The 13,476-nt window shown below is 41.5% G+C and carries 15 protein-coding genes; 11 read left to right on the top strand and 4 right to left on the bottom strand.

Going from position 1 to position 13,476, the window contains the following annotated elements; all coding sequences use genetic code 11:
* The first annotated feature begins 62 nt into the window (after positions 1–62).
* The 9 genes from V7K50_RS02885 (at position 63) to V7K50_RS02845 (ending at position 6,503) form a co-directional block, all read left to right on the top strand.
* On the top strand, positions 63–317 hold the full coding sequence (locus V7K50_RS02885; protein WP_334957047.1) for a UPF0175 family protein: 255 nt from the start codon (positions 63–65) through the stop codon (positions 315–317).
* Positions 318–450: 133 nt separating this feature from the next.
* Positions 451–921 carry a hypothetical protein gene (locus tag V7K50_RS02880; protein WP_334957045.1) on the top strand — a complete coding sequence of 157 codons (471 nt, stop codon included), beginning with the start codon at positions 451–453 and terminating at the stop codon, positions 919–921.
* A gap of 128 nt (positions 922–1,049) precedes the next feature.
* Complete coding sequence (locus tag V7K50_RS02875; protein WP_334957043.1) at positions 1,050–1,742, top strand: DUF3800 domain-containing protein; 693 nt, start codon at positions 1,050–1,052, stop codon at positions 1,740–1,742.
* A 179-nt stretch (positions 1,743–1,921) separates the two neighbouring features.
* Complete coding sequence (locus V7K50_RS02870; RefSeq protein ID WP_334957041.1) at positions 1,922–2,068, top strand: hypothetical protein; 147 nt, start codon at positions 1,922–1,924, stop codon at positions 2,066–2,068.
* 191 nt (positions 2,069–2,259) lie between these two features.
* Positions 2,260–2,595: a type II toxin-antitoxin system VapC family toxin gene (locus tag V7K50_RS02865; RefSeq protein WP_334957039.1), complete on the top strand. Its 336-nt coding sequence runs from the start codon at positions 2,260–2,262 to the stop codon at positions 2,593–2,595.
* Between the two features lie 73 nt (positions 2,596–2,668).
* Positions 2,669–3,001 (top strand): low molecular weight protein tyrosine phosphatase family protein, encoded by a 333-nt coding sequence (locus V7K50_RS02860; protein ID WP_334957037.1) that lies wholly within the window; start codon positions 2,669–2,671, stop codon positions 2,999–3,001.
* The gene (locus V7K50_RS02855) at positions 2,998–3,681 is read left to right on the top strand and encodes a class I SAM-dependent methyltransferase (RefSeq protein ID WP_334957035.1); all 684 of its coding nucleotides are present in this window, start codon (positions 2,998–3,000) and stop codon (positions 3,679–3,681) included. The genes V7K50_RS02860 and V7K50_RS02855 overlap by 4 nt, the downstream gene beginning before the upstream one ends.
* 340 nt (positions 3,682–4,021) lie before the next feature.
* Positions 4,022–4,762 carry an RNA methyltransferase gene (locus tag V7K50_RS02850; protein WP_334957033.1) on the top strand — a complete coding sequence of 247 codons (741 nt, stop codon included), beginning with the start codon at positions 4,022–4,024 and terminating at the stop codon, positions 4,760–4,762.
* Between the two features lie 172 nt (positions 4,763–4,934).
* Positions 4,935–6,503: a serine hydrolase gene (locus V7K50_RS02845; RefSeq protein ID WP_334957031.1), complete on the top strand. Its 1,569-nt coding sequence runs from the start codon at positions 4,935–4,937 to the stop codon at positions 6,501–6,503.
* A gap of 1,280 nt (positions 6,504–7,783) precedes the next feature.
* Here the strand turns inward: V7K50_RS02845 and dprA are convergent.
* Positions 7,784–8,902: a DNA-processing protein DprA gene (dprA, locus tag V7K50_RS02840; protein WP_334957029.1), complete on the bottom strand. Its 1,119-nt coding sequence runs from the start codon at positions 8,900–8,902 to the stop codon at positions 7,784–7,786.
* Between the two features lie 181 nt (positions 8,903–9,083).
* On the opposite strand from dprA, the gene V7K50_RS02835 reads away from it, so the two are divergent.
* The gene (locus V7K50_RS02835) at positions 9,084–10,244 is read left to right on the top strand and encodes an alpha/beta hydrolase (RefSeq protein ID WP_334957281.1); all 1,161 of its coding nucleotides are present in this window, start codon (positions 9,084–9,086) and stop codon (positions 10,242–10,244) included.
* 53 nt (positions 10,245–10,297) lie between these two features.
* Here the strand turns inward: V7K50_RS02835 and V7K50_RS02830 are convergent, their stop codons facing one another.
* Positions 10,298–10,987, bottom strand: coding sequence for a YdcF family protein (locus tag V7K50_RS02830; protein ID WP_334957027.1), 690 nt, complete (start codon positions 10,985–10,987; stop codon positions 10,298–10,300).
* Positions 10,987–11,643, bottom strand: coding sequence for a DUF2301 domain-containing membrane protein (locus V7K50_RS02825; RefSeq protein ID WP_334957026.1), 657 nt, complete (start codon positions 11,641–11,643; stop codon positions 10,987–10,989). Before V7K50_RS02825 ends, V7K50_RS02830 begins: the two co-directional genes overlap by 1 nt.
* Positions 11,644–11,781: 138 nt before the next feature.
* Here V7K50_RS02825 and V7K50_RS02820 point away from each other — a divergent pair, with 138 nt between their 5' ends.
* A complete protein-coding gene (locus tag V7K50_RS02820; RefSeq protein ID WP_334957025.1) occupies positions 11,782–12,447 on the top strand; it encodes a GUN4 domain-containing protein in 666 nt (221 codons plus the stop codon).
* Positions 12,448–12,569: 122 nt separating this feature from the next.
* On the opposite strand, the gene V7K50_RS02815 is transcribed toward V7K50_RS02820, so the two are convergent.
* Entirely contained in the window at positions 12,570–13,370 is an 801-nt protein-coding gene (locus V7K50_RS02815; protein WP_334957023.1) for an SAM hydrolase/SAM-dependent halogenase family protein, read from the bottom strand.
* Positions 13,371–13,476: the final 106 nt, after the last annotated feature.

Raw genomic sequence — 13,476 nt, 5'->3', positions numbered from 1 at the left:
ACGCTAAGAGACAACGATTTCTTAGCGTCTTTGTATATATAAGTAAAACGCTGTTTTTGGATATGAGTCAATTTGTGAGTTCAATTAACCTGCAATTATCTCCAGATTCCATAAGTCAAGGTGAGGAGGCTATTTGTCAGGAAATTGCCTTGCAGTTATACGACCAAAATATTTTTACTTTTGGTCAAGCACGCCGCTTGGCTAATCTATCTGTATGGGAATTTCAGCAACTTCTAGCGCAACAAAAAATTCCCCGCCATTATACTGAAATGGATTTAGCAGATGATATTGAGTCAATTAAAACAGGTTCTTGGTAGTTGTGATAGTTATTTGCAACGCTACGCCTTTGATTAACTTCGCTGCTATCAATCGTCTTGATATTTTACAGGCAGTGTTTGGGACATTATCTGAGTGTATTGTAAGCGACCATCTCAATTCAGAAGGGGCACTATGAAACAGAACAATAGAAGTGATTTCACTTACCGTCAGCTGGAAAATAATTTAATACATATTTCTGAATCAATTATTCAGGGTTTAAAATCTAACAAGTGTGAATTAAGAACTTCTACTGACTATGAAGAAAATGATGCATCTATAAGGTTATCTGAAATAGATGTCAGTCTGGAAAAATCTTTTATTGAGCTAGGAGTTTACTTCAGTTGGCCAAATGATATGTATATAATTCGTGTATGGGATAAAAGCATTACTCCTTCAGAGAAAGACAAAAAAAATTGGAAATCAAAAGAACCATGTCCTGGGCATTTAGTATGGCAACATGAAGACGAAGATTTATCATCAGAGCAAGGATTTTCAAATTTTGATTCAGATTTGCACAAACTTGTTTACGAGTACGTTAAAAAAATTCAGGATTTTTATTTATCTGCTGGTGGTGTAAGTCCTGAAATAAGGAATCTATTGTAGTAAAATTTTTATGTTAGAGATATAACAACTTATAATATAGTTAGCAGTCAAGAGGTCTGACTTTTTCAGATCGCGGAAGCTAGGTCTTCCCTTGACTGATTTTTCTTGTCTAAAAATATAGAACAGCCATGTATTTGCTGTATGCAGATGAGTCTGGCACAACGCACGACTCAAACCAACAATATTTTGTACTGGCTGGATTTTGTGTATTTGAGCGCCAAGGATATTGGATTTCTGATCAGCTTGACCAAATTGCTGCTAAATTTGATCCAGCTGATCCGGTATCAGTTGAATTACACGGTAGTCCAATGCTGAGTGGTAGAGGAAAGTGGAGGAGCTATCCTAAGAGCGATAGAGAGAAAGCCATTGAAGATATTTTGCAGGTTTTCCTACAGTCAAACCCAACTAATCGACTATTCGCAAGTGTGATCAAGAAGACTGTAGTATCACCAAAAGACCCTGTTGAAGTTGCATTTGAACAACTGGCTAGTAGGTTTGATAGGTATTTGATCAGGCTGCACAAAAATGATAATACACAGAGAGGCATCATAATTTTTGACAAATCTACTTACGAGACAACAATTCAATCTTTAGCAACTGACTTTAGAACTATTGGATACAGTTGGGGTGTTATCAGAAACTTTTCTGAAGTACCTTTATTTTTAGACTCAAAAGCTTCGAGACTAATTCAACTTGCTGATATACTCGCTTACGCAATTTTCAGACATTTTGAAAAGGGAGATAGCAGGTTTTTCTCTATCATTCAGTCTAGATTTGATTCGGAAGGCGGTATAGTTCATGGATTACACATACAGCAATAAAATTATATTTGTCTAACACCACACTCCAGTGCAACTTTCTGAAGTTCAACAGATGCGATCGCTTATACTTGGCGTAGTTTTGGGGTTGTCTGTGGTGCGATCGCAGAGTAAAGTAATTTATCTGAACTCCTAACCCTAGTCCAACTAGAATAAGTTTAGGAAACTGGAAAGGAGAAAAAATGGATACATCTATTCTTGCTCAGGTGATTGAGCAACTGAAAGTTATGCCTCAAGACTTGCAGTTGCAAGTGCTTGAGTTTGCACACACCTTGGCAGGTTCAACAATTCAAGGTGTTCCAGGTCAGCAACTAAGTAGAGCGGCGTGAATAATTCAAGGTTTGTAGTGAGGAATTTAGTCCTCAAACAAGGGCTGAAGCCCTTACTACGAACTAATTTCAATGTTTTTTACATTACTTAATATAGTTTGATTTATTCTCACCGACTTACTTACTACGTTTTGCAGGTTCAATACCAACAGATGACATACAGTTAATCCGCGAAGCAATTCAACAGGACTGTGAGCAGATTGACACCAATGAATGGTAAATACTTGCTGGACACTAACATTATTATTGCTCTCTTTGCCGATGAACCAGCAGTCAAAAACCATTTATCACAAACAGAGCAGGTATTCATCCCAAGTATTGCAGTGGGCGAGTTGTATTATGGTGCAAGAAAATCACGACGATCAAAAGAGAATTTAGAACGTATCGAGGAATTTATAGCCAACAGTACTGTACTTGGATGTGATGTAGAAACTGCTCGTCATTATGGTAATGTCAAGAATAATTTACGTCTCAAAGGGCGGGCGTTACCTGAAAATGATATCTGGATTGCAGCAGTTACACTGTAATATAATCTGACGTTAGTTACACGCGATGCTCACTTTCATCAGGTTGAAAACCTACAAACAGTCATTTGGTGAAATGAAAAAGCTCTTATTTATCTGTAGTAAGAATAAACTGCGAAGTCCCACCGCCGAGGCTGTGTTTTCTGAATATGAAGAATTTGAAACAGACTCAGCAGGTTTAGATCGCTCTGCCGAAGTGCCATTATCAACGGAGGCGATCGCATGGGCTGATATGATCTTTGTAATGGAAAAATCCCATAAAAACAAACTATCGAAAAACTTCCAGCCTTTTCTCAAAGATAAAAAAATTATCTGTTTAGATATCCCAGATGAATATGAGTATATGCAACCAGCTTTAATTGAGTTGTTAAAACAGAAAGTTTTACCTTTATTAAAAATAAAAAAATGAATATTCAAGAAGCTTTTAATTCTGCCGCAGTCGATTACGATAACTTACGTCGGATTTTTATTCCCTGTTTTGATGACTTTTACAAAACTGCCGTTGAAATTATCCCAGGCGATCGCACTGCACCTCTGAAAATTTTAGATTTAGGTGCTGGTACTGGACTTTACTCAGGTATGGTTCAGTCCGTCTTCCCTAATGCCGAGTTTACCTTGCTAGACTTAGCCCCTGAGATGTTAGAGAAAGCTAAGTCTAGATTTAGCAAAATGGGTAAATCTCCCAAAATATTAATTGGTGACTACCTTGAAACTGACTTAGGTGATTCCTATAACCTGATCATCTCAGCCTTATCAATTCATCATCTCTCAGATTTGGACAAAGAACGTCTTTATCAAAAGATTTATGATGTTCTCAATCCTGGAGGGATATTTATCAACGCCGATCAAGTTCTTGGCAAAACTCCTGATTTAGAAGAACTTTATCGCCAACACTGGTTAAATTCTGTCCGCGCTAAGAATATCTCAGAGGAAGATTTCAAAGCTGCACAAAAACGGATGGAATACGATCGCATGGCAACCCTTGATATTCAACTTAGCTGGCTAGAAGCGGCTGGGTTTCAAAATGTCGATTGTTGGTACAAAAATTTGAGCTTTGCTGTTTTTGGTGGTTCTCGACCAACTATATAAAAAATGGATAAAAGAAAAAATATCTGAAATTTTCTTGTGGGATGGGTGTCCCCACCCGTCCCAGATTCAGGGCGGGCAGGATGCCCACCCCACAGGACTTATGTTTAATTCGGTTATGCAAATTAAATGTTTTTCAGCTTAACATCCCGGCAATGCGATCGCTATGATAGCGACAAACGACTAGCTGAACGCCGCAGAATACGCCCAGTAACTAGTTTAGACTTGCCGTAGGTATTTACTTCCTCTCGTTACAATGATGTGAAGGAAACTTTTCAGCAGAACATTAAATGCTGAGAATTAGCCTACAAATATCATCAGGTGCGATCGCAGGAGGCAAAAAATGAGCTTGGCTGGATTAAGAATTGTGTTGGTAGAACCAGCCGGGCCGATAAATCTCGGCGCGATCGCCAGAGTCATGAAAAATTTTGGGCTAGATCATTTAGTATTAGTAAATCCCCAATGCGATCCGCTATCGTCGGAAGCTTTGATGATGGCTGTTCATGCTAAAGAAATTTTAGAATCTGCGGTATTAGTGGCGACCTTACCAGAAGCATTGCATGGATGTGTCAGGGCGATCGCTACCACAGGTCGCGCTCGCAGTTTGGAAACACCCCTAGAAAACCCCCGCACTGCACTACCCTGGTTACTGGAGGAACCAGAAAAACCCTCAGCACTGATTTTTGGTCGAGAAGACCGGGGATTAACCAATGAAGAATTAAATTATGCACAGAGGTTTGTTGGCATTCCCACAAGTCCAGATTATCTAATCCTAAATTTGGCTACCGCCGTGGCAATCTGTTGTTATGAATTGTCACAATGTGCCCAGCAACCTGATACTCAAACCTCACCCCAAACTGAACTCGCACCCTTAGATGTTGTGGAAGGATATTACCAACAATTAGAATCACTATTACTGAAAATTGGTTATGTATATCCCCATACGGCAGCTAGTCGCATGGGAAAATTTCGCCAGATGTATAATCGCGCTCACCTCAAAACTGGGGAAGTAGCCATGCTGCGAGGAATTTTGCAGCAGGTAGAATGGGCGATGAAAAACCAGAGTGATGGTGAAAACTTGTAATTATTCGTTTACTATATACGCAATCATCCCCCCAAAATATTTAATATCGCTGAAACTAAACGCAAAAATGCTACTTAGTGGCAAAGTAGAATTTAAGTATTAATATTGCTTAAAGATTTAAGTTTTGGGTCAGGAGTCTGCAAGAAAACAGTCAAGTGGGTCACAAGGAGTAATGGTGTCAGAGTCAAGTGACGAACTAACAGCTTTCTCGCGGCGTCAACCCTTAAATCGCCGCCAACAGCCACAAAAAGTTCAAAAAGTGGCACAGAAGAAAGTTAAAACTAACAGCCAGCAGCAAGCTGCCAATGGACAAAAAGGGGCACTAACACGCCCAAAAAATCAAATCAGTCCTCCCCCAATCCCTGGTGCTACACGTAGGGTAAAATCAGGGTTACTCATGCCAGCAGCAGTAAAACCAATACCTCCTAGTGTAAAGGGGAAAATTCCTCCCTTGCGATCGGGTGCTGTGATGGTCAAAACAGTGCGGATGGAAAAGCCAAAAACAGGCAGACGCTCATCGCGAAAAACGCGGTTAAAGCCAATGGCGAAAACCATATTGTATGTTTTGCGGTTATTGATTGTAGGTGTTGGGATGGGTGCAATTGTCGGCACGGCGTTGTCAGTATTAGACCCGGCGAATCGCATCACCACAACTGCGCCGCCATCTAATAGTAATGTGGTGCGATCGCAGCCGCAACCCGGCCAAACTCCCCCAGCCGCAGCTTCTAGCTTATACCTATCACAGGAAATTACCCCATTGAAAAGTGCCGTGCAAAATTTGGCGGTCACTAACCCAAATCTCACACCCGGAGTTTTCTTAGTAGATTTAGATACTGGTAATTATGTAGATGTCAATGGCTCAACCAGTTTTCCGGCAGCTAGCACCATTAAAGTGCCCATTCTGATTGCCTTTTTCCAAGATGTCGACGCGGGTAAAATTCGGCTGGATGAAATGCTGACCATGCAGCAGGATATGATAGCTGGCGGATCGGGAACTCTGCAATATAAACCAGAGGGAACCCAGTACGCTGCTCTCGATGTCGTCACGAGAATGATTACAATCAGTGACAATACGGCAACAAATATGCTGATAGCCCGATTGGGAGGCATAGACGCTTTAAACCAGCGTTTCCGTAGTTGGGGATTGACAACCACAGTAATTCGTAATCAACTCCCGGATTTGCAAGGGACAAACACCACTAGCCCCAAGGAACTAGGGAATTTGATGGCGATTGTGAGTCAGGGAAATTTAGTGAGTATGCCATCACGCGATCTCATGCTCGATATCTTACGTCGCACCCAGAGAGACACTCTGCTACCATCAGGTTTGGGAACAGGCGCAAGAATATATCACAAAACGGGCGATATTGGCACAATGTTGGCAGATGCAGGTTTAATTGTTGTTCCTACTGGCAAGCGCTACATCGCCTCTGTCATGGTACAACGCCCCGAAAACGATCCTCGTGCCGAAAAATTGATTAGCTCAATTTCTCGTGCTGCCTACCAAGAGTTTAGCCAGAATGCTGTCACACCCAACAGTACCACAGGGACGGTACCCGTAAATGGTTATCAGCCCCCTGTTGTGAGTCCGGTTTTACCCAACAGTACCACAGGGACAGTACCCGCAAATGGTTATCAGCCCCCTGTTGTGAATCCTGTACCCAACGGTATGGGAAGTACTGTGCCGCCAAACGGTTATCAATCTCCAGTTGTTAATCCACAATATTATCCCCCAAGATAAGTAGGTCGGCAAACTATCAACCAAATAGTCATTGCTCAAATTCAAACGTTTGCAACAAATATTCTTCCATATATAAGAAACGCTTAAGTATTTGTTGCAAAGGTATAATAAGTTGCAACAAATTCTTAATACTTTGCAACAAATGCTCTTTCATGTATAAGAAACGCTTAAGTATTTGTTGCAAAGGTATAATAAGTTGCAACAAATTCTTAATACTTTGCAACAAATACTCTTTCATATATAAGAAACGTTTAAATCATTGCAACAATTGTTGTAATGAACTTATGAATTGATTAGTTATTGGTTATTAGACTTCTTGCAAAAGTCCCTAAAAGGATGTTTGAAAAGTATTTTTGGTAACATCAAAGCCTCAGAAACCTAACCCCCCTAACCCCCCTAACCCCCCTTCTCTACAAGGGAATGGGAGTTTCAAAGCCTCTCGACCTTTCGGGGAGAGGTTTGGAGAGGGGTTTCTGGTATACTTTACGACTTTTCAAACAACCTCTAACACCTCTCCTCTAAAGACAGACAAGTTTGATTACCCCCCTTAATCCCCCCGATGTATTGGGGGGAAACAAGAAAGAAATAAATCTAGTTCCCTCCCCTTGTAAAGGCTACGGTGTACACACAAGTTGGTTAAACCCATATCCCGCCAGCGATTTAAATCGCTGGCTAACAGCACAAGTCCATTTTAATGGACTCCCACGCCGACAATATTAGTCATCTTTTAGATGACTTTGGCTATTAGACAACGGTTTACAACCGTTGGCGGGCTGGGTGTGTACAGCGCGCGAAATTATGCATTTAGGCAATTCTATGACTTGTGTGTACACCGTAGCTTAAAAAGGGGGGAACCGGAGTCAAAGTCCCCCTTAAAAAGGGGGATTTAGGGGGATCTAAAACTTTTTGCTACCAACAACAGGACTTTTCAAACATCCTCTAATAAAAAAATAATCAATCGTTGTGTAGGCAGAGGAGTAGGATGAAAAGAAAAATATCATCTGAATAAATTGGGTAATTTATCGAACAGAATAAAGGCGCCAGTCGTCAGAATTCAGCAATGTTTTCTGACCGAAAAAGCGGATAGCGCCGGCGGCAAGCGAGTCTTCTCCCTTGCCGCTAGCCTCTCCCTTTGGGAGAAGGGGAGACGCTTTAGCGCAACGAGCGTCTTGATTCTGACGCCTCGGCGGAGCGTCTCCGGCTCCGCTCCTGAATTCTGACTTCTGAATTCTTCTTCAATTGTTAGAAGTCCCTAAACTAAAGTTGTTGTCTTTTAACTCTTAACTTTTTTGATACCGCATTCCTGGTAATTGCGAAACAAAACCCATAAGTTCCAACTGTAATAAAGCGCCGGAAACTGAGCCAGCAGCCATGCCGGTTTGTTGGACAATAAAATCGAAGGGTAAAGCTTCACTTGTAAACGCATTCATTACCGTTTGCAATTCTGGTGATAAAGTTGGTAAACTTAACTGCTCTGGCGCTGTAGAAGTCTCAATTCCATCAATTTGTGGTATTGCTCCTAGCATTGTTAACAGTTCATCTAATTCTTGGAGCATGAAAGAAGCTCCCTGACTCAGTAACTTTAAGCACCCTTGGGATGGGTAATCATCTACTCTACCAGGCAGTGCATAGACATCTCTACCAAATTCATTTGCGTAGGTAGCAGTAATTAACGCACCAGATTTTAACGGCGCTTCCATTACCAAGATAGCGCGGCTTAAACCTGCAATAATCCGGTTGCGACGGGGAAAGTGAGTGCGATCGGGTGGGGTTTTTGTGGGGTACTCACTCACGACTAAGCCAGCCGTCAAAATTTGCTTGTACAAATCTCGATTTTTATGGGGATAGATGACATCTACACCAGTTCCCAAAACTGCGATCGTGCGTCCACCTGCTTTCATGGCGGCGATGTGGCTTTCTGTGTCAATTCCCTCTGCCATCCCAGAAACAACTGTAAAGCCATTTTTAGCCAAAGCTGTACTAATTTGGCGAGTCCAACGGATACCATATTCTGAGGGTTGGCGGGTTCCGACAATTCCAACCATCGGTTTTTGTCCGAGATTTTCTTGGAGTTCGACTTCACCGCGATAGTACAAAATCGGCGGTGGACTGGGAGTTTCTAGCAGTAAGCGGGGATAATCTGCATCTGCTGGTGTCCAGAAATGGGAATTTTCTTGCTGGTGCTTAGTAAATAGTTGTTCTGGGTGTAGGCGCGATCGCTGTTGTACTACTTTTTCTAGTGTCTGATAACCAAAACCTTCCACCTCTCCCAACTGTACCTTAGTAGCATTCCAAGCAGTTGCCAGCGTCCCAAAATGCTGTTGCAGCCGTCGCAGTAATACCGGCCCAATTCCCGAAATCTGTGCCCAAGCTAGCCAATATGCGCCTTCTTCTACCACCGTTCCATCCTCACACCTATTGCATTGAGTATTCCCAAATTAGGGTTGGGTGTTGATGTGGAGAGGGAGATGAGGGGGACAACCGGAATAACCAATGCCCAATGCCCAATCCCCAATCCCCCTTGACTATTGACCCTTAACCATTGACTATTAACTATTGACTATTTCACTATCTTCTCTGATGAAATATTTCTATCGTCTTCTAATAAGCCTATCTGGGTGCTTAATATTTTTACTGCTGCATAGTTGTTTTGGTTTGTTGCCTAGTTTGGCAGCCGAAAAAGTTACTGTCAGGTACGGATTGTTTGAGCAATCGATCCCGGTGGCAGATATACGCAACTATGGCGAGACGCAAAAGGTTTCTGCGGATCTGCAATCTTTTTTAGGTTATCTCAACACCAAGCAGAAACAGAAGTTTCAAGATGCCCTTCAGGTGAAAATGTCTCTTGATATTGTGGCTTTAGATAAGCTGATAAACACAGGAATGGGCAAGCAAATTTTATCTTTTGCTTCTGGTGCGACTGTCTTTCCGACACGCTCCGCGATCGCCCGTCGCGATCAAGCTAGTATACAAGCCCTACGAGCTGCGATTATCTTGGGAGCAAAATCACCAGAAGGTCTAGGAATAACCAGCTTTCTAGAAGCCTATCCCAGTAATCAACTAGTCGTTGACGTGTCAAAAATTTCCAAGCTAGTCAGCATGGCAAATTTATCTTCTGGTTCTGCTGATGCACCCCCGAAAGACGATGTAAGTTCTTCACCCTTAGGACGAATTGCACTGCAATATCAAATACTCGCTACCCAAGGTAAACAGTTCTCAGGTTGTCTATTTGGCGATTCTGTTTCGGCTGAACTTGGTAATACTCTTGGGGATGGTACTTTTAATTTTGGGTTAAATGGTCTGAGTACAATCTCATTAGTGGAACAACTGAAAAGTTTAATTCCTACCAAGGTGAAATGTGAAAAAGCGATTATTGCCGTAGGTGGAAATGATGCTTGGTATAAAATTAGTGATGAATTATTTACCAAAAATCTGCAAGAGTCCCTCGCACTTGTTCGGACAATGGGAACTAAAGAGATTTTTCTCATTCCAGCTTTTTATTCAACAGTTGCAGCTAGCTTAGATCCAACTGTATCAGCCCCGCTTCCTAGAGTTGAACAAATTAATGTTCTAATTAATCAAGTTGGTGAAACAGAAAAAGTGCCCGTTGCAGCAGCAGGATTAGCACCCTTGTATGAGAATAATGTTCTTAAAGAAAATTTGACCAGTGATGGCGACCATCTGAATGGAGAGGGTCTCAAAATTTATCGACAAGCATTATTACAAATCCTGGGTAAGTAATACCATTTTGGATTTTGGATTGAATGAAAAATCTAAAATCCAAAATATCAATGTTACGCTTTCCAATTCAAAAACCGTGCATAAATATAAGCGATGCCTTCATCAAGAATTGTCCGCACACCTTCGCTAGAACCCCACCATTTGCTTGGATTGTAATCTTGCGTTGTGGCAGCAATCACACCAACTTTAATGTGAGGGGTAAGTATTTTTCTAAAAAGAAACCAACTCCTACGGGCATGAACATCCAAGGAAAAAAGATTAATTGATTCTATCTGTAAATTTGAATTGGATAGCCAGCGATAAAATTCGGCAGCAGATGCATAACTACGATCTTTAACTACAAAAGGTGTCGGCACAGCTATTACTTTTTCTGCTTCTAAACCGAGTTTTATGAAGGTGGCGGCTGACACTTCTGCAAAGTCCTTGTATCCAATAAGATAACTTCCTTTTCCTAATGTACCTCCGGTAGTAATTATTTGACGATAAGAACCGATTTTAAATTCATTCAAAGCTTTTTCTATAGCATAATCTGGTAGCCATCCTTCAACAACTAATACTTGTGCTGATTTAATCGGGGAAGTTACGGCGAGAAATGAGTGTACATGAGTAATAGTGAAAAATATGAAATAAGCAATCAAAGCGATCGCAATCGTCCACCCATGAGTCGTAAGTGTCCACATTTCTTGGCGTTTGATTAGTTTGACTTTGGGAAATTTTTGACACCGACGATTTTTTATCTGCATTAAACCTTAGCTAAATGTTGTTCTTTCAAGTAGGTAAATACAGACTTATCTCCAATATCAGCAGGAATTGCTTGCACTGTCTTTCGCAGGGCAAATACCAAAAATAACGTCGCCCAAATTCCTAGTAAAATGCTTTCTCCCTGAGTTGGTAAAATTCCCGCCAAATGTCCTAACAACAGTAGCGGTACTATTGGGGTCAATATTTTGGTTTCGAGGCGATTGAAGCAAAAAGCCTCTTTAAAATAAATACCTGTCAAAGCAACAAAGATAAAACCAACTCCAAATAGGGTAATCGGCTGATTGTAAACGGCAAGAGCCAAAGGTTGACTACTAGAGATTGCCAGAATCACTGATGCTATACTACCGATCGCCCAAAAAATTTGCAAGGTTCGGTGCAGTGATGCCATGTAAATATGAATGGTAAATAAACTCACGCCGAGAGCGAGACTAAAACAAACATATAGAGGTGTCAGTGCAGTTATAAGAGTCGGGTTATTGTTGAATAAAACCAAAGCACTGCCTATAGCAAAGCTCAGTGCTGCTACCATTAATCCAGCACGGTAGATAATTACACCAGTGCGATCGCTCTGAGTAATTGTAAATTCCCCAAACTGACCTTGATAAACTTCTGGTGCAGAGAGTGTTTGTGTAGTCATAATTTGCTGAGGACGATTGTTTTGTGTATGTATTAATCTTGACAATTATCAAAAAAAGCTAAAATATACATCTATCATTTGGTAGCGGTTAGACTAAATTCGACCTGGGGCTTTCAAGGTAATCAAAGCGTCAAAAAAATGGCAAAGAATAATCAGACTGTTCTGGCATTAACTTTACTAATCACAGCAAGTCTTATAGGTATATTTGCTGTTTTAGGCTGGATTGGGTATTCGTTAACGCGGTCTAAGTCTGAGATCAAAAACCCAGGAAACACTGATTTAGTCAACACAACTATTAATTCTAGCTCATTGAAGCAAATAGAAATTACCACAGCCCGCAATGTCGATTACAGCCAGTTGCAGAAATATTTGCAAAGCAAAGATTGGCAAGCATCTGATCGAGAAACTTACCTGAGAATGCTAGATGTTGCAGGGGCTAAGGCACAAGCGGAGGGTGCGATTGGGAAAGATGAAATGAATGCACTTTCATGTGTTGATTTGAAAACCATTGACAGGCTTTGGAGTGCAGCCAGTGATGGTAAGTTGGGCTTTAGCGCTCAAGAAAAGATTTTGAGGGAAGAAAAAAACGACTATCGCAAGATGTATGACGCGGTTGGATGGCAAACCTTAACAGGTGAGTGGCTGATTCAGTGGAACTATAATCAGCAAACTAAAAGATACGAGTATAAACTTGGCAAGGAACCAAATTTTAAAACCTTTCCCCCAGGACATCTGCCAACTGTGGAAAGAGGATATAACTTTGGTGTTTCTCTTGATGGGGCACTGACAAGGTGCGGTATTTAAGGGATTTCCAAGAAATAAATTATCCATCTTGTGGGGTGGGCATCCTTGCCCGCCCGTATACAAGGGCGGGCGAGACGCCCACCCCACAATAAGTAGTTGAGTGTTTTTTAATTTGTCAGTCTCTAAGTGAGTACAACTTGAAGCGTTTTTTGCCCTAACTGCAACTGTGAGTGAGCATTGCCGCTATTAATGGCAATTTCTACCCAGCCGTGACTGCCAACTAAAGCTAGTATCTCTCCAACCTTCACATCACTGTAAGTTTCACAGCCTGGTATACTCAAGCCAGCTGCTTGCACACACCAAGTTTTACCTTGCACGTAACTCGCTGGAATGTTGCTCACTAGGTTGCCAAAGCGGTCAATATATTGAATGCAGCCCACTACACCAGTGTTTGTCTGCTTGCATTCGTCTATATCCAGCTTTACCAAAGTTGCTGGATCAATTTCTTGTCCTAGCTGTTTGAGGGGGACACCACTAGCAAGATTAGCTCCCACTGGTGCAAAGATATCTCTACCGTGAAAAGTCTTGCTTGGTTGAGGAGTTCGCCAATAATTAAGATTTGTGAGTTCAACGGCTGCGCTCGCTGGACTTTGACTAAGTACGCCGCTAAATATACCATTATCTGGGCCGACCAGAAACCCTTGAGCAAATTCTATTGCGATCGCTCGTCGCTTGCTTCCCACACCCGGATCAACTACTGCGATATGCACTGTCCCAACTGGGAAATAGGCATAAGCATTCATCAGGTTAAACCTGGCTGCGGCGATGTCTTGCGGCGAAATTTGGTGCGTTAAGTCTACTACCGTCAGTCTAGGGTTGATTTGAGCGATGACTCCCTTCATTATGCCTACATAAATATCGCGATCGCCGAAATCGCTCAGTAAAGTCACGAGTGGTTGTTGACCGATCTGGTTCTGAGACATATTTTTTGTAAAATATATATAAAAATATTTTTCTGTAGCAACAGCTACAAAATATGTGTTATGTTAACAATACAAGACATAAAGCGAAAAATTAAACCAAGTAATC

It is taken from the genome of Nostoc sp., from assembly GCF_036917135.1.
In the GTDB taxonomy this organism is placed as follows: Bacteria; Cyanobacteriota; Cyanobacteriia; order Cyanobacteriales; family Nostocaceae; genus Nostoc.
This window is presented reverse-complemented; position numbering and strand designations above follow the sequence as displayed.

Coding starts and splice junctions, on each gene's coding strand:
- V7K50_RS02885 (WP_334957047.1), top strand. CDS start 63: ATGAGTCAATTTGTGAGTTCAATTAACCTGCAATTATCTCCAGATTCC.
- V7K50_RS02880 (WP_334957045.1), top strand. CDS start 451: ATGAAACAGAACAATAGAAGTGATTTCACTTACCGTCAGCTGGAAAAT.
- V7K50_RS02875 (WP_334957043.1), top strand. CDS start 1,050: ATGTATTTGCTGTATGCAGATGAGTCTGGCACAACGCACGACTCAAAC.
- V7K50_RS02870 (WP_334957041.1), top strand. CDS start 1,922: ATGGATACATCTATTCTTGCTCAGGTGATTGAGCAACTGAAAGTTATG.
- V7K50_RS02860 (WP_334957037.1), top strand. CDS start 2,669: ATGAAAAAGCTCTTATTTATCTGTAGTAAGAATAAACTGCGAAGTCCC.
- V7K50_RS02855 (WP_334957035.1), top strand. CDS start 2,998: ATGAATATTCAAGAAGCTTTTAATTCTGCCGCAGTCGATTACGATAAC.
- V7K50_RS02850 (WP_334957033.1), top strand. CDS start 4,022: ATGAGCTTGGCTGGATTAAGAATTGTGTTGGTAGAACCAGCCGGGCCG.
- V7K50_RS02845 (WP_334957031.1), top strand. CDS start 4,935: ATGGTGTCAGAGTCAAGTGACGAACTAACAGCTTTCTCGCGGCGTCAA.
- V7K50_RS02835 (WP_334957281.1), top strand. CDS start 9,084: ATGAAATATTTCTATCGTCTTCTAATAAGCCTATCTGGGTGCTTAATA.
- V7K50_RS02830 (WP_334957027.1), bottom strand. CDS start 10,987: ATGCAGATAAAAAATCGTCGGTGTCAAAAATTTCCCAAAGTCAAACTA.
- V7K50_RS02825 (WP_334957026.1), bottom strand. CDS start 11,643: ATGACTACACAAACACTCTCTGCACCAGAAGTTTATCAAGGTCAGTTT.
- V7K50_RS02820 (WP_334957025.1), top strand. CDS start 11,782: ATGGCAAAGAATAATCAGACTGTTCTGGCATTAACTTTACTAATCACA.
- V7K50_RS02815 (WP_334957023.1), bottom strand. CDS start 13,370: ATGTCTCAGAACCAGATCGGTCAACAACCACTCGTGACTTTACTGAGC.